Genomic DNA, 24,706 nt, shown 5'->3' with positions numbered 1-24,706 from the left:
GGAGGCTATGTAACAACGCCTTTCGTGTATGTGGCTATTCTTTTACTTCTACACCGTTCTTGCGGCATTCGTTGAAGAAGAAGACCGCATTGGTATCTTTGGGATTTTCTGACCAGAATTTGATGAGTTTCACGGCCATCTGATATTTCTCCTGCATGAAGGGCAGCAGGTTTTCGGCTGTGACGGGACCGCCAACGGTCATGAATACGTCAATATTATGGCCCAGCGTATCCAGCATCTCATCGGTTATCTCATCTTTTGCCAGCGCTTCGGCAAAGCGCACGCCCTGTTCCACATCGTCAGCGTAGCCCCGCTTCAGGAGCCAGACAGCAATCTGTTTATCCATGGAAGTCCCTCCTCGTAATCGCTATGTGCTACACTAATTCGCTGCGATGGGGAAAAAATCCTGCCAATCCCTCAAGAAATAAATTGCCTTCCTTTACATTGCGTTCGTGTCGGTGTTAAAATTATCTTAGGTTGAGAAGGATGGTGGCATTTATGGCAGAAATATTGATTGCTGGCCCGCGATTGCGTTTGCGTCGGGCGGATACGGCAGATCTTGACTATATCATCGATTTGGAATACGCCAAGGATAACATTCCTTATATCGTGCCCTTTGACCGGGAGTTCCATGAAAGCGTCATGACCAAAGGCGAGGCCTCGTTGGATGTGATCGTGGAGGAAATCGCCACAGGAGAAAAGGTGGGATATTTTCTGGTAGCGGGGCTCAAGACCGATGCCAAGGAAATGGAATGGACACACGTAATCATCGGCAAGAAGGGGTTAGGCTATGGACATGAGGCCATGAAGCTGATCAAGAAATGGTGCTTCACGGTGAAAAAGTTCCACCGGGCCTGGCTGGATTGCAAGGATTACAACGAGCGTGCCCTGCATCTGTATGAAAGCGAAGGCATGGTGCGGGAAGGCCTGATCCGGGAAACCATCCTGACGAATGGTGTCTATGAAAATCTGGTGATCCTGGGAATTCTGGACCGGGAATATGCGGCACGGCAGGAGGCTGGCCTGGAGCTATAAGTGAAGAATGGGGGATATTTATGTACAATCTGACGGCTGGACTGGTTATCTATCGTAATTTTCCCAAGGATGCTATCTTGTGGCGCCTGGCAGATATCTGCCAGAGCTTTCAGGCTGAGGCCTATGAAACGGCAGAGTTGCGAGGATTGGTGCTCACCGAGGTGAACCGCCTGCTGGATGTGGCTACCCGCTACGGCTTTGACGGCAACTTATGGCATTGCTATCTGGCTTTTTTGCTGGCCAGCAGCGAAGCACCATTCACATTGGTCTGCGAAAAGCGGAGAGCCGTGGAGGGCAGTGTGCAGGCCTTTGCCGAGAATGACTTTTATATTTTCAAGCGGCTTTGGGATTATGATTTTTCGCCGTTGGAAAAATCCCTGGGGCTGAACTGCTTCAGCATCATCAGCGATTATCAGGCAGTGGCTAAGCCGGCGCAGATCTACAATAAAAGTGTCAGCGAAAAGGTACGGGAACTGACGTTGTCGATTGATGGCGCCAAAGATGCGTCTGCCATGTACAAAGTGGTGACGGACTTTTATGCGAAATACGGTGTAGGCATGCTGGGCCTCAATAAGGCCTTCCGCGTGTCACCGGAAATCGAGGTGACGGGACAACTATTGGAGCCCATTACCACCACCGGAGATATCCGCTTGACTGATATCGTGGGCTATGAGAGCCAGAAAGCACGGTTGGCGGCGAATACCGAGGCCTTCGTGCAGGGGCGCAAGGCGAATAATGTGCTGCTGTTCGGTGATGCCGGGACGGGAAAGTCCACCAGCATCAAGGCAATCCTCAACGAGTATTACGACCAGGGGTTGCGCATGATTGAAGTTTACAAGCATGAGTTCAAGTACCTGCAGCGCATCATTGCCCGCATCAAGAATCGCAATTACAAGTTCATCATCTATATGGATGATCTGTCCTTTGAAGAATTTGAAATCGAGTACAAATACCTCAAAGCCGTCATTGAAGGCGGGCTGGAGGTCAAGCCTGACAATATCCTGATCTATGCGACGAGCAACCGCCGCCATCTGATCAAGGAGCGTACGGATGACCGGCCGGACTTTATCGATCCGGATCTGCATCAGAACGATACGGTGCAGGAAAAACTCTCGCTGGCTGACCGCTTCGGCCTGTCCATCGGCTACTTCAAGCCCAATCAGAAGGAATACTTCACGATTGTGGAAAAACTGGCGGCCCGCCACCCCGAGATAACGCTTTCCACCGAAGAACTGCGGGCAGGTGCAGTCAAATGGGAGATGAGTCATTCCGGCCTGTCCGGCCGGGCGGCTCAGCAGTATATTAATTCGCTTTTGAGCGCGGGGAAAACTTGCTAAAAAAAAAGTAATGATGTATAATTGGAAATAACAAAAAGGACAGTTGATGTGTGGTAACGTCGACTCTCCCTGCTTTATTGAATAGTTTGTTTGGAGAAAGGTCGCCATGTGCCGCATGGGCGGCTTTTTTCATGCTAAGTTACTTAAACAATCCAAGGATAGAGACAATCAGCGTCAGAATAGCAACGAATAACGAAAGCTTTTCATATAGCGTCATGGCTCCCACCTCCCCAAGGGGGAAAGCCGGCTCATCAACTGCTTGAGAAGTATTATAACATGAGGACGAAAAGATTAAAATGGTTTATTTGCTGAAGTTTGGGGCCGCCTGGATATTGCCACCGGGAATATTTTTCCTGGGGTTATGGTTTGCAGCCTGGCGGCTGTATAAAAAAAGAGAAAAGGGGCTGGCTGGTGTGCTTGCTGCTTTGGTATTGGTGTTTTACCTTTTGTGCACCCCGTTGGTATCGGAACGGGTTATGGGGGCGCTGGAATCTGCTTATGAGCCACCGGCAAATCCGCAAGGGGATGTGATCATCATGCTGGGCGGAGGGGCCTATCCGGATACGCCGGACGTGAGCGGGCAGGGCACGCTTTGTTCTTCGCCGGCTAATCGCCTGCTTACGGCGGTAAGGCTGCAACGCAAGCTTGATCTGCCCATCATCCTTTCCGGGGGGCAGGTATACAGTGATTCCGGGCCGGAAGCGGTGATTGCCAAACGCATCCTGATGGACCTTGGTGTGCCGGAGGATAAGATCATCGTGGAGGGACGCAGCATCAACACAACACAGAATGCGCAGTTCTCCACGGAAATCATGCGGGAAAAAGGGCTGAAAAAGCCGATCCTGGTGACTTCAGCTTTTCATATGCGCCGTTCCGTGTTGAATTTCAACAAATGCGGGATGGAGGTTACGGCTTATCCTGCCGATTACCGGGTGAATACCCGCCATGATTTTCATTACAATAAATTGAAGCCCAGCGTCAGCGCATTGGATGATAATGTGATCGTCCTGCAGGAGGTTTTGCGGGCTTTGGTTACGAGGTATCTTGAATGACAAAAAATCTGACAGAAGGCAGCCCGGCACGGCTGATCCTGATGTTTACCCTGCCCCTGATTGCGGGCAATATATTTCAGCAGTTGTATGCTTTCGTGGACACACTGATCGTCGGGCGTTTTCTGGGCGTGGAGGCGTTGGCGGCAGTAGGCTGTACGGGCAGCCTGATGTTCTTGATGCTGGGCTTCGTGATTGGTTTTTCGACAGGCATCACGATCTATACGGGGCAGCGCTATGGGGCAAAAGACTATAAAGGCGTGCGGCAGAGTGCGGCAGCCTGTGCGGTGCTGTCATTTCTTGAAGCGGTGGTGCTGACCATTGTCGGTGTCAGCCTGTGCCGTTACTTCCTGATCTGGATGCAGACGCCGCCCGAGATCATCGAAGGGGCGTATAGTTTCATCAGTATCGTCTGTGGCGGTATCATCATGTTCGTGTGCCTGCAGACGCAGACGAATCTCTTGCGGGCGCTCGGGGACAGCCGGATGCCGACTGTGATCCTGGCGACGGCACTGATCATCAACATCATCCTGGAGCCGGTGGCCATCCTGGTGCTGGGCTGGGGCATTCCCGGTGCGGCATTAGCTACGATCGTCGCGCAGTTCCTTGGCAACGTCATCTGCTATATCTATATCTGCAAGAAAGTGCCGGTGCTCAGGACTTATCGTGAGGATTGGCAGCTTAGCTGGCCGGTTTTGAAAGCCCATCTCAATCTGGGGCTGCCCATGGGCTTCCAGTCCTCGATCATTGCCATCGGGGCGGTCATCCTGCAGGTGGCGCTCAACAATCTCGGACCGACGGCCGTGGCAGCTTATGCGGCGGCACAGAAGGTGGACTCCATCGCGCTGATGCCCATGATGTCCTTCGGCCTTGCGATGGCGGCTTATACGGCGCAAAATTACGGTGCGCAGAAATATGACCGCATTGCCGAAGGCGTGAAGAAGTGCAGCTATATGTCCGTGGGGTTCAGCATACTTGCTGGCGTGATCCTGATTCTTTCCGGGCCGTTTATCATGGAACTTTTCGTGGGGCAGGGGCAGGATGAAGTCGTGGCCATGGGCCATGAGTATCTGATTGTCAACGGCTCGACCTACTGGATACTCTCGCTGCTCTTTATCTTCCGTTATACCCTGCAGGGCCTGGGCCAAAGCGTAGTGCCCACCATTGCCGGCATAATGGAGCTCCTGATGCGTGCCGGAGCGGCCATCTTCCTCTGTGAGATCTGGGGCTACTTCGGCGCCTGCGTAGCCAATCCCATGGCTTGGGCTGGTTCGTGTATTCCCTTGGCAATCGCGTTCTTCTGGACACGAAGGACTTTTAGAAGAAAATACGCTTGAAAATAAAATAATAATTAATTGCAGGCAGGATTTTTATCCTGCCTTGTTGTATATATAATATATATTGACTCAAGTTTTATCAAGAAGGGTGGATTTATTATGTATCAAGATGAATACAAACGCTGGCTGGGGGCTGACCTGATTGACTGCGACCTGGGGAAAGAGTTGCGGGACATTGAAGGTGATGATGAAGCCATTAAAGAGCGTTTTGCGGCATCTTTACAGTTCGGTACGGCGGGCCTGCGTGGTACGCTCGGGGCTGGTACCAATCGCATGAACATCTGGGTGGTGCGCCAGGCTACGCAGGGCGTGGCTGACTGGGTGAAGGGCGAGGGCGGCACCCAGACGGTAGCCATCAGCTATGATACGCGCCTTAAGGGCTGGACTTTTGCTAAAGAGGCTGCAGGCGTATTGGCAGCCAATGGCATCCATGTCCGCATCTATGATGAACCCATGCCGGTACCGGCGCTTTCCTTTGCCACCCGTTTCTATAAAGCAAATGCCGGCATCATGGTGACGGCCAGCCATAATCCCGCCAAGTACAATGGTTACAAGGCTTATGGTCCGGACGGCTGCCAGATGACAGACGATGCTGCTGATGTGGTTTACAATGCCATCCAAAAGACCGATGTGCTGACCGGTGCAAAGTACATGTCCTTTGCTGAAGGTGTGGAAAAAGGCCTGATCAAGTTTGTCGGGGAAGACTGCAAGGAAGGTCTTTATGAAAATATCGAAGCCTGCCAGGTGCGTCCGGGACTTTGCAAGACGGCTGGCCTGAAGCTGGTTTACTCCCCGCTCAACGGTACCGGTCTGGTGCCCGTTACCCGCGTGCTGCGCGATATCGGCATTGACGATGTGACGATTGTACCGGAACAGGAATACCCCAATGGCTATTTCACGACCTGCTCCTATCCGAACCCGGAAATCCTCGCTGCCATGGAAAAAGGTGTGGAATTGGCCAAGAAAGAGGATGCAGACCTGATGCTGGCTACCGACCCGGATGCTGACCGTGTGGGTATCGCCATGAAGTGCCCGGATGGCTCTTATGAGCTGGTGTCCGGCAATGAGATGGGCGTACTGCTGCTTGACTATATCTGCGCTGGCCGTCAGGAAAAGGGCACAATGCCCAAGAACCCGGTAGCGGTGAAATCCATCGTTTCTACGCCGCTGGCCGATGCCGTGGCCAAACACTATGGCGTAGAGCTGCGCCATACGCTGACGGGATTCAAATGGATTGGCGATCAGATTTTAGGCCTTGAAAACAAGGGCGAAGTGGAACGCTTTATCTTTGGCTTTGAGGAAAGCTACGGTTATCTGGCTGGTCCCTATGTGCGCGATAAGGATGCAGTCGTGGCTTCCATGCTGATCTGCGAGATGGCTGCTTACTACCGCAGCCAGGGTTCTTCCATCAAACAGCGTCTGGAAGAGATCTATCAGCAGTATGGCCGTTACCTCAACAAGGTAGACAGCTTTGAATTCCCCGGTTTGTCCGGCATGGACAAGATGAAGGGTATGATGGAGAATCTGCGCAAGGATCCCATCAAGGACCTGGCTGGCAAGAAGGTAGCCAAGGTAATCGACTATCTCGATACCGCTGCTACGGGACTGCCCAAGGCCAATGTACTCACTTACGAGATGGAAGATGGTTCTTCCGTGATTATCCGCCCGTCCGGCACGGAACCAAAGATCAAGGCTTATTACACGACCAAGGGCAAAGACTTGGCTGAAGCACAGGCTGCTAAAGATGCGATGGCTGCAGCCGTAAAGCCGTATCTGTCCTGATAATTGAAAAAAGACTTGGGTGTATCAAAAAAATATTAAAAAAGACTTGACATGATCTTGCCTTATCGCTATAATATTTATTGTTGATAGCGCGATAGCGCAAGACACAGGGGTATCGCCAAGTTGGTAAGGCACGGGTCTCTGAATCCCGCATGCGTTGGTTCGAGTCCAGCTACCCCTGCCATATGAAATCACAGCGCCGCAGATTGCGGCGCTTTTTTGTGCTTGCATATTTGGGGGACCGACATTGTAAATTTATACAGTATAACTTTTTATTTTTGTAAAAACTTACAGTATTCCTATTCGGTATATATTTTATAATAAGAGCGTAGTGTTTGTTCGGCAAGGTTCCTTCCCCAAACTTCAACGAGCTTTGCCAAACGCGAGCTTCCCCAGTTCGCAGCGAAAAAAGACACCAGGCAGCATTTCCCCAAAAGCGCCTGGTGTCTATTTTTTATGTTTGTTATAATGTGCTGTTTTTAATTACTGGTCTTGAGCAGCGCACACATCATCTTCCCCATACAATCAATAGTGTGCTGCATATTTTCCAGACGCTGCAGAAGGTCTTCGATGGTTTCCATCTGTGGTGTCTGTTCCGGCTGCAGGGCGTTGATAGTATCCACATTGCAGCCGCTGATGCCAGAGGCGGTTTCTGACATGTCCGCCTGATAAAGCACATACTGCCCCTTTCCCCGCCGCTTGGCTTCGTAGAGGGCATGATCAGCATGGCTGAATAACTCGGTGTAACTTTCTCCATGGATAGGATACTGGGCTGCACCCACGCTGATCGAAAAACTCTGGCTTTTATCCTGGTTGTGGAATACCCGGTAGAGCCGGCGGCATAGTCCGAGACAGTGCCGCTTAAGGATTTCTGGACTGTCCATACCTGGCAGCAGGATGACGAACTCATCTCCGCCAATGCGACCTTTGATATCGCTTTGGCGGAAATTTTTGTTTATGGCCTGTCCAACTTCCCGCAGGACGGCATCGCCAAAGAGGTGCCCGAAGTTATCATTTACCGCTTTGAAATCATCAGCATCGACAATCAACAGGGTAGCCGTGTCTTTTTGCGGGCACATCTTTCGCAGGGCGGCCCGGATGTGGGTCTTGACTGCGCCCTTGCTGAGCAGGCCGGTCATCTCATCGGTGTTGGCCCGGCGGCAGACACGTTCCTGCCAAAGCTTTTCTGCCTGGATGTTGCGGATGTTGCCGAAGGCTACCATAGGCCGCTGTCCCTGATAATAGGTAACAAGATGAATTTCCGACCATAACCACTGTGGCCTTTTGCTGCTGCGCAAGCGTAAGCGGGCGGACAACTGGTGTCGCTGCCTGCCTGCGGGGTGGTTCTGATAGATGCGATGCATATAGTATTCCAACATGCCGGCATCGTCCGGATGAACAATTCCATTCAGCGTTAAGCGTGTAGAGGCGCGGGAAAAACTGTCAGGCAGGTCATAGCGGTGCTTTGTCTCGGTTTCCCGAATTTTAAATGTGTCGTCGGTCAAGTCCCATTTGAAAAATATAACGTTATCTGCTGATTCTAATGCTTCGTATACGGTGGGATTGAAATGGCTGGGAATGACCGCATACGGTTCTGCCATAAGAAACTCCTTAAACTACATTGTTCCGTAAACTATATTCAATTATAACAATTCAATAAGCCGCTTGCAAGTTAAAAATAGGACTAAAGAACTAATTGTGTCGATAAAAGAAAATATCATAAAGCAAAATGATAATGATAATAACTTGCAATAAAATCCGCGACAAGCTATAATAAGAGGAGAATTGAGAGGAGGCATTATTTTATGAAAGATTATTTACAGATCATGCAGGTCATTGGCCGGGAAATCATTGATTCCCGTGGAAATCCGACGGTTGAGGCAGAAGTGACGCTGGCGGATGGTTCCGTAGGCCGGGCAGCAGCGCCCAGTGGTGCATCCACCGGTGAGTTCGAGGCGCTGGAACTGCGGGATGGTGACAAGAGCAAATTTGGCGGCAAGGGTGTGTCCAAGGCCGTGGAGAATATCAACGAGAGGATTGCTCCGGCAGTAGAAGGGATGGATGCAGCGGATATCTATGCTGTAGATGCTGCCATGCTGACGCTCGATGGCACCGAGGACAAATCCAATCTGGGTGCCAATGCGATATTGGCTGTATCATTGGCGACAGCCAAGGCGGCAGCTGCTGCGCAGGATATTCCATTGTATCGTTTCCTGGGCGGTTTAGCGGGCAATCATTTGCCGGTACCGATGATGAATATCCTGAATGGCGGTGCTCATGCAACCAATTCCGTCGATACACAGGAATTCATGATCATGCCGGCCGGTGCGCCGAGCTTCCGGGAGGGCCTCCGCTGGTCCACGGAGGTTTTCCATGCGCTGCAGGCACTCCTGAAAAAAGAAGGCAAAGCCACTTCGGTGGGGGATGAAGGCGGTTTTGCACCGGATCTGGCTTCGGATGAAGACACGATTGAGCACATTCTGCAGGCCATCCGCAATGCAGGCTATGAGCCGGGCAGGGATTTCGTGCTTGCCATGGATGCAGCCAGCTCGGAATGGAAGAGCGAGAAGGGCAAGGGGCATTACAAGCAGCCCAAATCCGGCAAGGAATTCACATCTGCAGAACTCATCGCTCATTGGAAGTCTTTGGTGGAGAAATACCCCATTTACTCTATTGAGGACGGCCTTGACGAAGAGGACTGGGAAGGCTGGCAGCAGATGACTAAAGAACTTGGCGGCATGGTACAGCTGGTTGGTGATGACCTGTTCGTGACCAATACCAAACGTTTGTCCAAAGGCATCGAAGGCGGCAGCGGCAACTCCATCCTGATCAAGCTCAATCAGATCGGCACGCTGTCTGAAACGCTTGAAGCCATCAAGATGGCGCATAAGGCCGGCTATACAGCCATCGTGTCCCATCGCAGCGGTGAAACGGAAGACACTACCATTGCCGATCTGGCCGTAGCTCTGAATACGGATCAGATCAAGACGGGCGCGCCTTCCCGTTCCGAACGCGTAGCCAAGTATAATCAGCTCCTGCGCATTGAGGAGGAGCTTGGGGAAAGTGCCGTTTATGCAGGCATGAAAGCCTTCAACCATACGAAATAACGGATATTTGCAAGCAAGCAAACCCTGCTCACAGGCCGGGTTTGCTCTTTTTTTTTAGCTGGTATTGACAATAATAATCAATGCTGATAATATAGTCAACGTGCAATTGATAATGATTATCAATTATGAATAGAATTCAATTATGAATTGAATTCATTTTTGGAGGATGATTAGAGAATGACGAAAAGCAGGAAGTTGGCGGGGCTTATCGCTCTGGGGATTTTGGCAGTCAGTAATGTTTGGGCGGCAGATATGGGGACTGTTGCAGCGGCAGAAAATACTGTTAAGGAAACCATTCGCCTGAATGACAGTTATGTGCGGCCGGGCTATGTGGAGGTAGAAAAGCTGCGGGATACGAAGCAGATTATCGTGATCACGAAAAAGGATATGGAGGAGAAGGGCTATAAGAGCATTTCAGATGTGCTGAAGGACCAGCCGAGCATCAATGTGGGGGCTACAGGCTGGGGCCAGGTTGATATAAGGGGCCAGGGAAGTGATCAGGCAACCCGCAATATTCAGGTTTTGGTGGATGGCGCGCCTGTTACGACCATGGTGAATCATCCCTTGCCCAATAACTATGACTATGTGCCTGTGGAGCAGATTGAAAAGATTGAAATCATCCCTGGCGGCGGTTCGGTGATTTACGGCAGCGGTGCCGCTGGCGGCATTATCAATATCACGACGAATCTGCGTTCTTTACAGAAGCCGCAAAGCAGCGTCAATACGGAGTGGAATTCCGATGGTTACCGGGCCAGCGTGAATTTTGGCACCAGGGCAGGAGACAAGATGGCTGTACAGGCTGGTTTTGCCCGTCTGGATCGTGATCTATTCTTTGTTGACACCTACCGCAAGAGCAATTATGCCTATGGTGGATTCCGCTATGATGCGGATAAGGATCATAGTATTGCTTTCCGTTACAGCCATCTGGATGAGGACAGTAAGTTCCTGCAGAATGTGAGCCGCTGGAAGATTGATAAATATGGTCATAACTACCGGCCGGATAAGGCCAGTGATTACCTGAATGGTGATCGTTTGCTGAACACTTACAATATGAGTTATAACCAGAATTTCGGCAGGAAGCTGAAGTACAGCGGGGATTTCTTTTATACGGATGGTTATTATACCAATACGAAATTCTTTGACGGGAAGATGAAGACGAAATCTTATGGCTCGCGCATGCGTCTGGACTGGGCCTATGGCAAACAGGATTCACTGTTGCTCGGCTTGGATCTGTTTGAACAGGAATCCCATTTGAAGTATAAAACCACGGCTAAGGGCAAGTTGATGGATTTCAACTACGATAAGACCACGGAAGCTTTGTATCTGCTAAATAAGATGAAACGTGGACGTTTTACTTATACACAGGGACTGCGGCGGGAAAAGCTGATCTGGAAATTTGATAAGGATGGCGGCACGGCAACTCGTCCCATAGGCGGAGTAGATTCATCCAACCGGTGGAATACAGCCGGGGAACTTTCTGTAGGTTATAACTATAGTGATCTGGGCAAGGTGTTCCTGCGTTATGAGCGTGGTTATACAAGTCCGGATGGCTTGCAGATCTGTGACGAGGTGTATTCGGACAGAAGTAAAAAAGTCTATGCGGCAACAAGCGCACAGGAGGAACGTTATAATCTTTGGGAAATGGGTCTGAGGGATAAATGGGGCATTTCCACGGTGAGCCTGACACTATTCGCTTCAGAAACCAATAACGAGTTGGAGCGGCCTTATTTCAAGGGAGCATATGGCTGGGAGTACAAGACTTATAACATGTACAATACCAAGCGTCGGGGCGTGGAAACCAGTTTTTTCCAGAGATTGGGTAAGCTGCACCTGCAGGAAGGTTACACTTATCTGCATGGGCGCAGGGATTATACTGCTCAGGGCCGTTCCCTGATGGCATCTCATGGCGCGAATGAGATTGACTTTACCAATAGTGGGCTGAAGGCCGTGCCTCAGCATAAGGTATTGCTCTCTGCTGATTACAAATTTGACAAGCAGTGGAGTGTCAATGCCAAGTATACATTCTTTGGTAAGTACAATAACTTTATCAAGGAAAGTGACCGTCATGAAGACGGCAATGTCGTCCATTCTTATGGACTCCTGGATTTGAGTTTCAAGTTTCAGCAGAATAAGGATATGGCCTGGTACGGCGGTGTGAGCAACGTTCTTGGCAAGGACTACTATGAATACGATTCGGCTGGTGGTGCTACGGCTACCTTGGTACCCGGATCTGAACGTACTTACTTTGTGGGCATGAATTATAAGTTTTAAATAGTAAAGGAGAATCATCATGGAGTTTTTTGCATTGTTTCAAAAGGGCGGTCTGGTCATGTATCCCATCATGCTGGCGTCTATCATTGCGGTGACTATTGCGTTTGAGCGTTTCGCTTACTATCGTAAGGAACGTTTGCAGGTGGAGGATTTTTCCGGTCAGATCCATGAACTTTTGCAGTCCGGCAACAGGGAGCAGGCCGAAAATCTCTGCAGGATGGCGGGGGCGCCCGGAGAAGTTATCCTTACCGCCATGGAAGAAGAAAAATTTGGCAGCCGGGAAGAAGTGGTATGTGCGGCGGCCAAGCGCAAGGCGCTGGACCTCAGGCAGTATTTGGAATACCTGAGCGTGATTGTGACTATGGCACCGCTGCTGGGGCTGCTGGGCACAGTTACGGGCATGATCCAGTCCTTTTCCGTGTTGAATGTGGCCGATGGGGAACCTTTTGCCATCACCGGTGGTGTGGGTGAGGCGCTGATTGCTACGGCTACGGGGCTTTTGGTCGCGATACTGGCGCTGTGTCTCTATGCCTGCCTTTCGCACAAGGCCAATAACATCATTGCTGATGTGGAATATGTGTCCATGATGTATGCAGCGGCGGAGGGTAGTGACGATGCGCATTGATCTGACTACTAATGAGGAAAAACCACGCCTGATGATCATTCCGATGATTGATATCATCTTTTTCCTGTTGGTGTTCTTTATGATGAGCATGCTGACCATGGTGGTGCAGAAGAGTGTGCCGCTGACGTTGCCGCAGGCCACTACAGCTAAAGTCAGCATGGTGGAGAATATTCCCATCACCGTCACTGCTGACGGGGCCGTTTACTATGAACAGGAAAAGATGAAACTTGCTGATCTGGAGAGCCGTCTCTGGGAAAAAAAGCAGCAGGGAGATTTGTCCGTTATCCTGCGCGGAGATGCGGCCGCTGATTATGGCAAAGTAGTACAGGTCATGGATATGATCAAGAATCTCGGTATCAGCAAGGTGTATATTGCGACAGATACCAAAGGATGATGGGATGATGGGATGAGAAAGCGAAGTTGGAATTATTATCTGGGGTTGGCGGCAGGTGTTCATGGCCTGCTCATTGCCCTTCTGGCATTTGCAGGGCTGGGCTGGCTGTCAGGCGAGCCGGAGGAGAAGCCTGCTATTGAGGTGGGCTTTGTAGCGGAAACTGCAGTGGCCAGTATGGCAGGCGGCTCGGAAGCTGGCGGCGAAGCCCCTAAAATGGGGCCGGCGATAAAAACGGCCTCCGTGGCAGCGGTGGAAAAACTGCAAAGCCTGCGGGGACATTCAGCTGAAGCCGCCAGCAATCCTGCCGTTTCAGCTGCTGACAGAGAAAACGCTGTTGAAGAAGCCACCGCGGCAATAGATGCAGCTTCAACAGGGGCAGAAGTGGACGGCAAAGGCTCTGCTGGTGTTGGCGCGAATGGCGGCAGTACGGACGGAGATAACGGCAGTGGCAGTGCTGAGGGAACCGGCGGCAGCGGTACGGGGACATCCCAGGGACTGGGCGCAGGTTTTACACCTAATGGTGATGGCACCTATACTGCCGCCAGTGCTGCAGGGATAGACTATCAATTACTGCGGGATGCCAATGCGGTTTATCCCGAGGAAGCCCGCAGTATTGGTTATAGCAATGTGGTGGAAGTGGTGGCCAGGATTATGGTGGGGCTGGATGGCAGCGTGGAAAGCGTGACCATTTTGAACAGCCCGCCGAAGCTTGGCTTCCGTGAAGCGGCGCAGGAGGCACTTTGGAGTATGCGTTTTGCCCCGATTTATTATCAGGGCGTCAATATTCGTGTGCCCTTTGAGAAACACGTGATTTTTCAGCCGTAAATAATCATGGATAGAAATGATCAACAGGAGAACGAAAGTTATGAAGTTAGGAACATATCTGGCGGAACTGACGCCAGAGAAGCGGGCAGTATTATTGGGCAGGGAAACTGCAGATCCGCTGCATCAGGCTTTTGCCAGCAAGCGGGTGGTCCATGCGGGGCTGATCGGCGCGCCCCTCGAGCAGGGACGCCAGCAGGATGCTTATCAGGCGGCTTTGGGAAAGCAGGCTGATATGAGCCGTCAGCATGCGCTCTACATCCATATTCCCTTCTGTCAGACCAAATGCCTCTACTGCGGATTTTACCAGAATGCCAGCAGGCAGGAGGTGGAAGATGTTTATATCCAGCATCTGCTGGCGGAAATCAGGGCTGAGGCGCAGACAACGCAGTTACAGGGAACCCCCATTGACGCTGTTTTCATTGGCGGCGGTACGCCGACATCCCTGTCGCCGGCCAATGTAGCAGCTTTGCTGCAAACCTTGCAGCAATCGTTTTGTCTGACACAGTTCTGCGAAGTGACCTTAGAAGGGCGCATCCATGATTTGGTGCCCGAAAAGATCGAGACCTGGCTGCAATATGGTGTCAACCGTATTTCTTTGGGTGTACAGTCCTTTGATACCGCTCTGCGCCAGCGTATTGGCCGCATTGATACCCGGGAAGAGGTATTGCGGCGGCTGCGGCTTTTGAAAAGCTATGATGTGACGGTAATCGTGGATCTGATCTATGGCCTGCCGGGGCAGACTTTGGCTATGTGGCTGGAGGATGTGAAGACTTTGGCTGAGGCAGATGTGGATGGCATGGACCTCTATCAGCTCAATATCTTTCCCGGCGGGCCTTTGGCCAAGGCCGTAGAGAATGGTGTGGTGCCGCCTTGCACGGATATTGCGGGGCAGGCGGATATGTATATCGCCGCCCGGGACTATCTGTTGGCTGAAGGAGTGGAAAGGCTGAGCCTCTGTCACTGGCGGCGTACGAAACGGGAGCGTAGCCTCTATAATACCCTGGCCAAGGCCGGCGCCGATGTCTATGCCTTTGGCTGCGGGGCTGGCGGACACTTTGGCGGCATCAGTTTCATGAATCAGCGGGCGCTGCCAGCTTATCAGGCCGACCGGACAGAAGGCAAAAAGCCCATCATGATGGCTGGCCATCAGGTGGAGGCAAAGCTGGGCCGGATCTGTGATGATATTATCCGTGATCTGGAAAAGGGTTTTGTGGATTTCCGCCGCCTGCTGATTGCAGATAATCGCCTGGAAGACCTGGAAACAGTGCTGACTCTTTGGCAGGAGCGGGGGCTTTTGCAGGAGGACCTGGGTGTTTACCGTCTGACTAAAGCCGGCGAGTTCTGGTATATCAGTCTGACGCAGAGTCTCGTGGAATGTGTGCAGGTGCTATGGGAGGAACAGGCTGAAGCGCCTGCCGAAGAGATCAATGGCAAGGCCGGGGAGGCACTGGATGAGGTCCTGGCGGAGATGCTGCCGGATAGTACGGCGGAAAAACGCCGGCAAATGGTCAGTAAGATTCCGGCAGCGGTACGCATGATGCTCCGGCATTCAAGCAAGGAGACTTTGCAGAGCATGCTCGCAGGCATGCCCCCCGCCATGCGGGAAAAAATGCTGCAGAGAACAGGAAACTGATCGTTTTTACTGATAATGATTATTTATATTAAATAAGGAGAGGGCTATGGATTATACGTTGTCCGTGAAGAAAGATCTTCATCAGAAGAGGGGGCATAGGCTGAGTTGGAAGCTTTGCCTAAGACCGCTGCCACTCTCCAGTATCTGCCATGTTGTGGGCATTGGCACCGTCTGCCTATTGTTGGGGACATTCTACACCGCGGATGAACCGGTCAGGACAACGCCGGAGATTGCGGTGGAGATGATCTCTGTCAGTCAGGTGACGGGGGGCGGTGAGGCAGGCGGCAGTCCTGCTGCCATGCCGGCTATCAAAAATCCTATGGCGGCGCCCATGATGCATCAGCGGGCCATAACCGCGGACGAGGGGCTGGAAACAGCCATAGCGGAAAGTCCGGCGGCAATACCGGGAACTGCCGCAGAAGGCAGCTTCGGGGAAAGCGACGGCACAGGAACGGCAGCGGGCAGCGGGACAGCGGCGGATGCTGCAGGTTCAGGCGGTACATCCGCAGCCGGTACGGGCGGGATAGATTCTGCAGGCAACGCAGCAGCGCCGGCACCTGCTCCGACGGAAAGCATGGGCAGTATTGCCGGCCGTTTTGCTGCCCGGGTGGAGGCGAATAAGGAATATCCCTATATGGCCATCAAGCGCGGGGAGACCGGTGTGGCCAGTGTAACCGTTACCCTGTCGGAGGCTGGAAGTCTGGCAAGCGTTTATGTCAGCGGTTCGTCAGGCAGCAGTCTTTTGGATAAAGCGGCTATGCAGGCTGTCAGAAATTCCTGCCCGTTCACCCATGGTGCCGCGCGCAGCATAACCTTGACTGTGCCCATACATTTTGATCTGCAATAGGAGGAAAATATGAAAATACTGTTAGTCTATTCCAGTAAGACCGGCAACACGCGGAAGGTTGCCAATGCCATCGGGGAAGCGCTGCATATCTGCCCGGTTCCCGTGGAGGAAAATCCTGATGCTGCCGGTTTTGATCTGGTCATCGCGGGCTTCTGGGTGGACCGGGGCACGGCTGATGCCAGGATGAAAGCCTATCTGGGAGGCTTGGTTAATCAGAAGGTGGCAATCTTTGCCACACTGGGAGCCGAAGCGGATTCAGAACATGCTGCAAAATGCCTTGAAAACGGCGCGGCGCTTTTAGGCGAGGGCTGTGAGGTCGTCGGCAGATTCATCTGTCAGGGCAAGGTGGCGGATGAAATGGTGGCAATGATGAAGCAGATGTTCCCTGCCGGGCATCCCCATGCCATGACGCCGGAACGCCTGGCCCGCATTGAGCGTGCCGCCAGTCATCCGGACGAAAAGGACCTGGCGGCGGCACGCGCTTATTTCAGCCAGCTTTGTCTGGGGGCTCAGTGATGGACGCGGCTGTTTGCGAGTATGGAAGCAGGACAGCGCACCCGCGAAGAGGCAAGCGGCTTTGGGCTTTGGGACTGGGAGCTGTGGTACTGGTCCTGGCCATTCTGGTCAGCATCTGTCAGGGGGCAGCGGTGTTCACGCCGGGAGAAGTTTGGCAGATCCTGCTGGGCGGGGCGGCGGACGAACATTTCAATATTCTTTACCATATCCGTCTGCCCCGCCTGATCACGGGGGCACTGACCGGTGTCAATCTTGCGTTGGCTGGTTGCATACTGCAGGGCATCCTGCGCAATCCTCTGGCGGACCCTGGGATCATCGGAGTTTCCGCAGGGGCAGGGCTGGCGGCGATGGTGGTGCTGATCATCTTCCCCGAGAGCACCTCGCTGGTTCCGCTCGTAGCCTTTGGCGGGGCGCTCTTATCAGTGGCCTTGGTCTTTTCCCTGTCCTGGGAGAACGGTGTCCAGCCGCTGCGCATGGTTCTGGCCGGGGTGGCAGTGGCGGCATTTTTTGGTGGTGCCATGACGGCACTGATGGTCTTTTACTCAGACCGTGTGCAGGGCACGGTGAACTGGATGGCCGGTGGCTTTGCCGGCCGCAGCTGGAGCCATGTGCAGATGGTCCTTCCCTACACCCTCTTGGGACTGGCGGGAACCTTTCTGGGCAGCCGCTGGCTAAATGCGTTGCAGATGGGGGAGGATACAGCCAGAAGCCTGGGCGTGAGGGTGGAACGGGTTCGCCTGTACCTCTTGCTGCTCGCCGCGCTTTTAGCCGCTTCGGCGGTCAGCGCGGCGGGGATGCTGGGTTTTGTGGGACTGGTCATTCCCCATATGGTGCGGCTGGTCACAGGCTCGGACTTTGACTATCTCCTGCCGGCTTCTGCCCTGTGGGGAGCAGCATTGGTGGCCGGGGCTGATGTGGCGGCCCGGGTGGTCTTTGCTCCCATTGAGATCCCTGTGGGGGTATTCATGTCGTTTATCGGTGCGCCCTTCTTCCTGTATCTGTTGAAGCAGGGCCTGAAAAGGGGGCATTGACGATGCAACAGGAAATCATCCTGCAGGCGCAGGGACTGCGGCTGGAATACGGGCATAAGGTGGTGGCTGAGGGATTAGACCTGGCCATCCGTCGAGCAGAAATCACGGCCATCATCGGCCCGAATGGTTCCGGCAAATCCACGCTGCTCAAAGCGTTGGCCCGGTTGCTGAAGCCTGCGGCAGGCAGGCTGGAGTTCTTGGGACAGGAGCTGTGGCAGCTGCCGGAAAAGCAGGTGGCCCGCAAGATTGCCTTTATGCCCCAGAGTGCCATGCTGCCGCTGGATCTGACTGTAGCGGAAGTGGTGCGCATGGGGCGACTGCCTCATCGCAGCTTTTGGAGTTCCTTTCAGCGGGAAGATGAGAAAATCTGCGCAGAAGTTCTGGCGCTGACGGGGCTCAGGCAGTTTGCCCAGCGCCCTTTGGGCGCTCTGTCCGGTGGGGAGCGGCAGCGGGTGAGGTTGGCTTTGGCCTTAGCCCAGCAACCGGAGATCCTGCTGCTCGATGAGCCGACGACCTATCTGGATATCCGCCATCAGCTGACCTTGATGGATATCGTGGCGAAGCTGCATCAGGAACTGGGACTTACGGTGCTGATGGTGCTCCATGACCTCAATCAGGCCGCCCGCTACAGTCAGCGGCTGGTTGCCCTGCAGGCGGGGAAGATCATCGCTGATGGTCCTGTGGCAGAGGTGTTCAACAGCAGTCTGCTGCGCAATCTGTATGGTGTCGAAAATGAGATCAGGACGGTGGAAGTCCGGGGAAGGCTGGAACATATATTTTTCCCCGCTGCCGTCTGCATGGAGGGTTGAATGTCAATTATCATTGAGAATGTAAATTGTTCTCGCAAAAATCGCAGCATCCTGCGTAATGTGTCGCTGAAGATTCCCAAGGGGACGGTTATGGGAATGTTGGGGCCAAACGGAGCAGGGAAGACCACCTTGATCCGTCTGATTTCCGGGCTGGCCCGGCCTGACAGCGGCAGGATATTGGTCAAGGGGGAGGAGGCTGCCCTGCGCAGCGTGGCTTTCCGCCGCCTGATTGGTCTGGTGCCGCAGGAGAACAATTTTGAAAGTGAACTGACCATCGAGCAGAGCATGGTCTGCTATGCCAGGCTCTATGGCCTGCCTAAACCACGGCAGCAGGTGGAGAAAATCTGCCAGCACTTTCGGATTGGCGGCTGGCGCCAGAAATACCCCGATAAGCTTTCCGGGGGCATGAAACGGCGGGCGATGATTGCCCGGGCCATGCTGCCGGAACCGGAAATCCTGCTTCTGGATGAACCAAGTGTGGGGCTGGATCCGGATATGCGGCAAGAAATCTGGCAGCTGCTGAAACAGCTCCGGTCTGCCGGCAAAACCGTGCTGCTGACCACCCATTATATGGAAGAAGCGGAAACACTCTGTGACAGCATTGCCTTTCTGCGAAGTGGCCAGCTGGTATATACGGGGACGACCGCAGGACTCCGCCAGTACCTGTCTCCTTTGCGGGAGCTCAGTCTGGACGAGGCCTTCGTGGAACTGTCCCATGGCGGAGATGGCCGGCTGGTACAGGAGGTGGGCTGATGTTCAAGGGATTTTCGGCGGTGTTCTATCGGGAGATGAAGATGCTCGTGCGACGTATTGGCGGCCTGGGCTATCTTTTCTCAGGGCTGCTATTTCCCATGATCTATCTGCTGGCTTTTGGCTGGGGGCTCGGGGACAGGGTGGCGGTGGCCGGTGGCTACTTCGCTTATCTGGCCAAGGGGATGCTGGCCATCACGGTCATGATGAATGGTTTCCAGCAGACAGCACTGTCCGTCAGCGCTTCCCGATTCTATTACCGCAATTTTTCCACCCTGCGCCTGAGTCCCATCAGCGACAGTGCCATTGTCTTCGGCATTGCGCTGGCGGGTACGGTGCGGGCGCTGGCTGCTGCGGCGGTGATCTTTATAGCAGCGAAGCTGTTCTTCGGGCTGGAGCTGTTGTCGCTTCCGGGCCTGGTGGGGCTTTTGCTTACTGCCTTTGCCTTTGCGGCTTTCGGGGTGGCGGTGGGACTGTCCATCAAGGGGCAGGAGCAATTTTCCATCATCATCAATTTTTTCATCACCCCGATGACCTTCTTTTGCGGTTCATTTTTCCCCATCGCCAATCTGCCGGACATCGTGCGGCAGGTGGTGCAGTTCCTGCCGCTATCCCTGACTAATCATCTGCTGCAGGCAGGAAGTTTCGGTGATGGTACAGGGGCAGAGGCTTTAGCTCTGCTTTTGCTGACGGCTGTGGTCTACGGCTATGGCGTCTACCGCGTGCATAACTATAGTGAATTTTAGCAATACGGGACTGTGCATCAGTTCCTTGCAATAGTCGTTTAATTGATATTTTTAGAGAAAGAGGATTTGCATGATCAGAAAACTTGCCAAGAAAAAACACACATTGTTAGCTGCTGCCGTAATCGGTACGATTTCTGTTGGTCACGCGGATGCCGCAGACACAGACAGCATTCAGACCAGGGACGTGGTGGTGACGGCCTCCCGTACGGAGCAGGAAGTAAAGGAAACGCCTGCTGCCGTAGAAGTCATCACCAGGGAGGATATCGAAAAAATGGGGGCCGAGAACCTGGCGCAGGCTTTGCAGCTGGCTGCGGGCATCAATGTGCTGGAAAATGGCATGGTGGGGAATCAGTCTTCCATCCGTGGCATGAACACCAATCAAACCCTCATTCTCATCGATGGGCGCCGGGTGCGCACGGAAAATACCAGTGAGACGCAGAACTACTACGAGCTCCAGCGTGTCAATATGGATAACGTGGAACGGGTGGAAATCGTACGCGGGGCGGTAAGTTCCCTTTATGGTTCCGAAGCTCTGGGCGGCGTCATCAACATCATCACAAAAAAGCCGGGCACGCAGGGCGGTTCTGTCAGCGGGGATTGGACTTCCCGGCAGAAAGACCTGGGTTTTCGCTATGATTTAGGGAAAAATGGCAAATGGGCTTGGGCATTGAACGGCAAGTATAGTGATATCCGCAAGCGGATGAGCGGGGCTTCGTCGAATCAGCATGGCGATAAATACTTCATTGGCTTGGACGGCCGCATGGATCTAGCTAAGAATAAAAAGCTGGATTTCTTTGTGGACCATATGTATGAAGACCTTTATATGATCGATTCGGCAACGGCCGGTACGGATTATGACCATCGCCGCACCTCCACGGGGCTGAAATACTCCGGCAAGGATAAGCAGGGCAGCTATGAAATGCAGTTTTACTATACGCATTTTGACAAAGACCAGCGTACCCGCAATCGCACGACGCATGCCTTGAACAGCTTTGACGACATGACCTTTGACTCCTATGTGGTGGATGGCAAGCGCACCCTGAATCTGGGCGAGCAGCATATCCTGACCGTGGGCGGCGAATATCGTCAGGAAGATTACGAAAGCACCCGTATCAATGGCGGTTCTATGCGCACGATCACGCGGGAGGGGATTGCCAACAATATCTCCAAAGTCTCGCAGCACTATGGGGCTGTGTATCTGCAGGATGAATTCATGGCCACAGACAAATGGCTGCTGATTCCCTCGGTGCGCTGGGACCATAACAATGACTTCGGTGATGAAGTGACAGGCAAGCTCGGTTCTACCTACAAGCTCAGCAAGCATATGCGCTTCAAGGCGAATGTGGGTTCGGCTTATCGTGCGCCGACGGCTTCGGAACTGTATTTCAACTGGCAGCATACGCCTACGTCCGTTATGGTGGTCAATATTCAGGGCAATCCGGATCTGAAACCGGAAAAATCCCTGAACTTTGACCTTGGTCTGGAGGCGGAACGCAAGCATACCTCAGGGAAAATCACCTATTTCCATAACAAGGTGGATAATCTGATCAATCTCAATACCACCATAACCCGGGCCTATATTCCGGGCACTGGTATGCGCATCACGGCTAATGGCCGCTATGAGAATGTGGACAAGGCGACGGTGCAGGGGCTGGAACTTGAGGCCAAGCAGAAACTGGGCAGGATGTTTACCCTGCGGGGAACCTACACCTATCTGGATGCCCGGGACGATAATACCAATCAGTTCCTGACTGGCCGTGCCCGTCATAAGACATCCCTGCAGCTCATCTATGCGGATACTGCTCATGGATGGGATGCCACCCTTTGGAATGATTGGCTGACGGGTTACCACTACACAGAAAGCAGTGCCGCCAAAGATACAGGTGAGAGCATCATGAATCTGGTAGTGAACAAGAAATTCAACAAGACGGTCAGTGCCTATTTCGGTATCAACAACCTCACCAACCGCAAGAACGATGTGCTCTATTACGATGGCCGCATCTGGCGCGGCGGTGTGAAGGTCAGCTTCTAAAGGAGTGATTTTATGCGCAAATTGACAGCAATCTTTGCCCTTTTGTGCCTGCTCGGGGCAGCAGCCTTTTTCCTGCTGCCGCAGGCAGGGACCGCCGGCAGAGCGGATTCAGTCCGTATTGTAACGGACAGTACGGGCCGGGAAGTGACCTTGCCTGCCCATCCTCAGCGGGTGGTCATCCTAAATGCTTCCAATATTGACCTTTATGTGGCCGCAGGCGGCGAAGCGGATATCGTGGGCAAGGCGACGTCCAAGGCTCTGTCACCGGAGGTTATGAAGGCTGTGGAAAAGGCCGAAGAGGTTGGCATCATTCATTCCCCGGATGTGGAGAAGATCCTGAGCCTCGAACCGGATCTGGTCATCGGTACGAATGTGCCCTTCCATACCAATCTGGCGGATACGTTGTCCCAGGCGGGAATCCCGCTCTATATTCAATCCCTTGACAGTATGGAAGAGCTGACTGCAGCGCTGCAATTCTATGGTAAGCTTACAGGTCACGCAGAAAAAGCGCAGGCAGCTGCTGTCAAAATGCTCGCGGATATGGACGAAGTCAAGCAGCAGGGGGCGGGAAAAACACCGCCCAAGAGCCTCATTGTCTTTGGTTCGCCTGATAGTTTCAATATGGGAACGGGCAAATGCTTCACGGGCAGTCTGCTGAATGAGCTGGGCGGAGGCAATATCGCCGACAAGGCCGAAGGGGAGGGCGGTTATCTGCCTATCAGCATGGAATTTGTGGCCCGGGAAAATCCCGAAGTCATCTTCATCATCATGCACGGCAAGACGGAAGATCTCGAAACAAAGATGCGGCAGGAACTGGCCAGCAGTGAGGCCTGGCAGAACGTGAAGGCCGTTCAGCAGGGCAAGGTCTATATACTGCCTTATGACCTTTTCGCCGTCAATCCTGGCATAAGAGCAGCCGAAGCGCTGCGTGTGCTGGCCGCTGACTTATATCAGTGAATACCCGCTATGACATGAACCTGCCGTTTCAGGCAGGTTTTTTGCTATGCGCGGCGAAGTATTCAACGATATAGTATTAGCAGGAGGACGATGGGCATGGAAATCAAGAATATCGGTTTTATCGGTACGGGCATCATGGGGGCGGCTATGGCCGGGCATCTCATGGATGCAGGCTTCAAGCTGAGTGTTTACAATCGCACGCAGGCCAAGGCGGAGGGACTGCTGGCCAAAGGGGCCATCTGGTGTGACAGCCCCGGAGCTTGTGCCAAGGGGCAGGATGTTGTGATCACTATCGTGGGCTATCCCAAAGACGTGGAGGATGTCTATCTGGGAGCCGATGGGATTCTGGCCAATGCCCCGGCAGGCGCCTATGTGGTGGATATGACCACTTCATCGCCAATCCTGGCGGAGAAGATCTTTGCGGCAGCCAGGGACAAGGGCATTCATGCGGTAGATGCGCCGGTGACCGGCGGGGATGTGGGCGCGAAGAATGCCACGCTTTCCATTCTCGTGGGCGGCGAGGCAGATGCTTTTGCGGCTTTGCAGCCGGTATTTACGGCGATGGGGAAGAACATCGTGCATATGGGCAGTGCCGGAGCCGGGCAGAAGGCCAAGGCCTGCAATCAGATTGCCATTGCCGGTGCTTTGGCCGGCGCCTGCGAGGCTTATGCCTATGCTAAGGCTTCGGGGCTGGATGTGGAAAAGACCTATCAGGCCATTTCGACGGGAGCCGCTAGCAGCTTCCAAATGAACAACGTTGTGCGCCGCGGGCTGTCCGGTGACTTTGCGCCGGGCTTCATGCTGAAACATTTCGGCAAGGATCTGGCCATCGGCACGGAGACTTCAGCGGCCTATGGTGCGGCCCTGCCAGTTCTGGCACAGGTACTCAGTGAAGTGCGGCAGATGGAACGGCTGCAAGAGGGAGATAAAGGGACGCAGGCATTATTGCATTATTACGGGATAGAGTGAATTGTAGGCGGCGGAACAGTCAGCCCGATTAATGATGTTTCGAACTTAACCGCTCAGTTTTCCAGACCGGGGCGGTTATTTTCGTGTATTCAAGTCTTTGCCGATTGTATAGCCGATGCTAAAACAGGCGAGGCCAAAAGCCAGTAAGGCCATGGCAGACTCTAATGCCATAAGACATCCCTTCCCATGCATATTTTCCTAAAGGGATTTCTATGTCATCGGAGAGTCACAGTCCCTCCGGAGAGGGCTAACCGCTTCCCTTTGTGTGCGTTAAACGTCAGTATAGCATAAGAAAAGGCCGCCGGGCAAGATGGTGTGCTCCCCGTCAAGTGGACAGGTAAAAAAATAAAAATATTCATTGCTGCTCGCAACTAATGCGAGCAGCTTTTTTCATGCAGCTCCAACCAGTTTTTCGTGGTACTCACTTGGGGTTCGTATGCCTAAATGACGCTGTGGTCTGTCATAAGTGTAATATCTTATATATTCCTCTATTGACTCAACCAACTCTTGCCGGGAAGTAAATCTGCGCCTGTAGTACATCTCGCGCTTCAAGATACCCCAGAAGCCTTCCATGGGGCCATTGTCTAGGCAATGTGCTACACGGGACATGCTTTGTGTCATACCGGCCTGTTCAATTTTGGCGCGGAACAACTT

At 53.0% G+C, this 24,706-nt stretch carries 23 protein-coding genes and 1 tRNA gene; 21 read left to right on the top strand and 3 right to left on the bottom strand.

Annotated features, from left to right (window positions below):
- Window positions 1-34 precede the first annotated feature (34 nt).
- On the bottom strand, window positions 35-346 hold the full coding sequence (locus tag BLQ59_RS12770; protein ID WP_074573242.1) for a hypothetical protein: 312 nt from the start codon (window positions 344-346) through the stop codon (window positions 35-37).
- Between the two features lie 152 nt (window positions 347-498).
- Here BLQ59_RS12770 and BLQ59_RS12765 point away from each other — a divergent pair, with 152 nt between their 5' ends.
- The 6 genes from BLQ59_RS12765 (at window position 499) to BLQ59_RS12740 (ending at window position 6,724) form a co-directional block, all read left to right on the top strand.
- Window positions 499-1,035 carry a GNAT family N-acetyltransferase gene (locus tag BLQ59_RS12765; RefSeq protein WP_074573250.1) on the top strand — a complete coding sequence of 179 codons (537 nt, stop codon included), beginning with the start codon at window positions 499-501 and terminating at the stop codon, window positions 1,033-1,035.
- A 20-nt stretch (window positions 1,036-1,055) separates the two neighbouring features.
- Window positions 1,056-2,372 carry an ATP-binding protein gene (locus BLQ59_RS12760; RefSeq protein ID WP_074573241.1) on the top strand — a complete coding sequence of 439 codons (1,317 nt, stop codon included), beginning with the start codon at window positions 1,056-1,058 and terminating at the stop codon, window positions 2,370-2,372.
- Window positions 2,373-2,668: 296 nt separating this feature from the next.
- Window positions 2,669-3,424: a YdcF family protein gene (locus tag BLQ59_RS12755; protein ID WP_074573240.1), complete on the top strand. Its 756-nt coding sequence runs from the start codon at window positions 2,669-2,671 to the stop codon at window positions 3,422-3,424.
- A complete protein-coding gene (locus BLQ59_RS12750) occupies window positions 3,421-4,758 on the top strand; it encodes an MATE family efflux transporter (RefSeq protein WP_074573239.1) in 1,338 nt (445 codons plus the stop codon). The genes BLQ59_RS12755 and BLQ59_RS12750 overlap by 4 nt, the downstream gene beginning before the upstream one ends.
- A gap of 99 nt (window positions 4,759-4,857) precedes the next feature.
- Window positions 4,858-6,540, top strand: coding sequence for a phospho-sugar mutase (locus BLQ59_RS12745; RefSeq protein WP_074573238.1), 1,683 nt, complete (start codon window positions 4,858-4,860; stop codon window positions 6,538-6,540).
- 108 nt (window positions 6,541-6,648) lie between these two features.
- Window positions 6,649-6,724: transfer RNA gene (locus tag BLQ59_RS12740), tRNA-Gln, on the top strand.
- Between the two features lie 295 nt (window positions 6,725-7,019).
- Here BLQ59_RS12740 and BLQ59_RS12735 read toward each other — a convergent pair.
- On the bottom strand, window positions 7,020-8,141 hold the full coding sequence (locus BLQ59_RS12735; protein ID WP_074573237.1) for a GGDEF domain-containing protein: 1,122 nt from the start codon (window positions 8,139-8,141) through the stop codon (window positions 7,020-7,022).
- 204 nt (window positions 8,142-8,345) lie between these two features.
- On the opposite strand from BLQ59_RS12735, the gene eno reads away from it, so the two are divergent.
- The 15 genes from eno (at window position 8,346) to BLQ59_RS12660 (ending at window position 24,052) form a co-directional block, all read left to right on the top strand.
- On the top strand, window positions 8,346-9,647 hold the full coding sequence (gene eno, locus BLQ59_RS12730) for a phosphopyruvate hydratase (protein WP_074573236.1): 1,302 nt from the start codon (window positions 8,346-8,348) through the stop codon (window positions 9,645-9,647).
- 177 nt (window positions 9,648-9,824) lie between these two features.
- A complete protein-coding gene (locus tag BLQ59_RS12725; RefSeq protein ID WP_081342573.1) occupies window positions 9,825-11,918 on the top strand; it encodes a TonB-dependent receptor in 2,094 nt (697 codons plus the stop codon).
- Window positions 11,919-11,937: 19 nt separating this feature from the next.
- Entirely contained in the window at window positions 11,938-12,543 is a 606-nt protein-coding gene (locus tag BLQ59_RS12720) for a MotA/TolQ/ExbB proton channel family protein (RefSeq protein ID WP_074573235.1), read from the top strand.
- Entirely contained in the window at window positions 12,533-12,937 is a 405-nt protein-coding gene (locus BLQ59_RS12715) for an ExbD/TolR family protein (protein ID WP_074573234.1), read from the top strand. Before BLQ59_RS12720 ends, BLQ59_RS12715 begins: the two co-directional genes overlap by 11 nt.
- Window positions 12,938-12,949: 12 nt before the next feature.
- The gene (locus BLQ59_RS12710) at window positions 12,950-13,762 is read left to right on the top strand and encodes an energy transducer TonB (protein ID WP_081342571.1); all 813 of its coding nucleotides are present in this window, start codon (window positions 12,950-12,952) and stop codon (window positions 13,760-13,762) included.
- A gap of 40 nt (window positions 13,763-13,802) precedes the next feature.
- Entirely contained in the window at window positions 13,803-15,395 is a 1,593-nt protein-coding gene (gene hutW, locus BLQ59_RS12705; protein WP_074573232.1) for a heme anaerobic degradation radical SAM methyltransferase ChuW/HutW, read from the top strand.
- A 46-nt stretch (window positions 15,396-15,441) separates the two neighbouring features.
- On the top strand, window positions 15,442-16,242 hold the full coding sequence (locus BLQ59_RS12700; RefSeq protein WP_074573231.1) for an energy transducer TonB: 801 nt from the start codon (window positions 15,442-15,444) through the stop codon (window positions 16,240-16,242).
- 9 nt (window positions 16,243-16,251) lie between these two features.
- The gene (locus tag BLQ59_RS12695; RefSeq protein WP_074573230.1) at window positions 16,252-16,758 is read left to right on the top strand and encodes a flavodoxin family protein; all 507 of its coding nucleotides are present in this window, start codon (window positions 16,252-16,254) and stop codon (window positions 16,756-16,758) included.
- Window positions 16,758-17,789, top strand: a complete 1,032-nt coding sequence (locus tag BLQ59_RS12690) for a FecCD family ABC transporter permease (RefSeq protein ID WP_074573229.1) — start codon at window positions 16,758-16,760, stop codon at window positions 17,787-17,789. The genes BLQ59_RS12695 and BLQ59_RS12690 overlap by 1 nt, the downstream gene beginning before the upstream one ends.
- Before the next feature lie 2 nt (window positions 17,790-17,791).
- Window positions 17,792-18,598, top strand: a complete 807-nt coding sequence (locus BLQ59_RS12685; protein ID WP_074573228.1) for an ABC transporter ATP-binding protein — start codon at window positions 17,792-17,794, stop codon at window positions 18,596-18,598.
- Window positions 18,599-19,351 (top strand): ABC transporter ATP-binding protein, encoded by a 753-nt coding sequence (locus tag BLQ59_RS12680; protein ID WP_074573227.1) that lies wholly within the window; start codon window positions 18,599-18,601, stop codon window positions 19,349-19,351.
- Window positions 19,351-20,094 (top strand): ABC transporter permease, encoded by a 744-nt coding sequence (locus tag BLQ59_RS12675; protein WP_074573226.1) that lies wholly within the window; start codon window positions 19,351-19,353, stop codon window positions 20,092-20,094. Before BLQ59_RS12680 ends, BLQ59_RS12675 begins: the two co-directional genes overlap by 1 nt.
- Before the next feature lie 70 nt (window positions 20,095-20,164).
- A complete protein-coding gene (locus BLQ59_RS12670; protein WP_074573225.1) occupies window positions 20,165-22,126 on the top strand; it encodes a TonB-dependent receptor plug domain-containing protein in 1,962 nt (653 codons plus the stop codon).
- Window positions 22,127-22,138: 12 nt separating this feature from the next.
- The gene (locus BLQ59_RS12665; protein ID WP_074573224.1) at window positions 22,139-23,083 is read left to right on the top strand and encodes an ABC transporter substrate-binding protein; all 945 of its coding nucleotides are present in this window, start codon (window positions 22,139-22,141) and stop codon (window positions 23,081-23,083) included.
- A gap of 102 nt (window positions 23,084-23,185) precedes the next feature.
- The gene (locus tag BLQ59_RS12660) at window positions 23,186-24,052 is read left to right on the top strand and encodes an NAD(P)-dependent oxidoreductase (protein ID WP_074573248.1); all 867 of its coding nucleotides are present in this window, start codon (window positions 23,186-23,188) and stop codon (window positions 24,050-24,052) included.
- A 390-nt stretch (window positions 24,053-24,442) separates the two neighbouring features.
- Here BLQ59_RS12660 and BLQ59_RS12655 read toward each other — a convergent pair.
- A partial coding sequence (locus BLQ59_RS12655; RefSeq protein ID WP_143005318.1) for an IS3 family transposase occupies window positions 24,443-24,706 on the bottom strand: 264 nt, incomplete at its 5' end.

Origin of the sequence: Pseudoselenomonas ruminantium, assembly GCF_900104055.1 — a bacterium.
GTDB lineage: Bacteria > Bacillota > Negativicutes > Selenomonadales > Selenomonadaceae > Selenomonas_A > Selenomonas_A ruminantium_C.
Note: the sequence above shows the minus strand (reverse complement) of the source record. Positions and strands in the feature narration are given on the sequence as shown.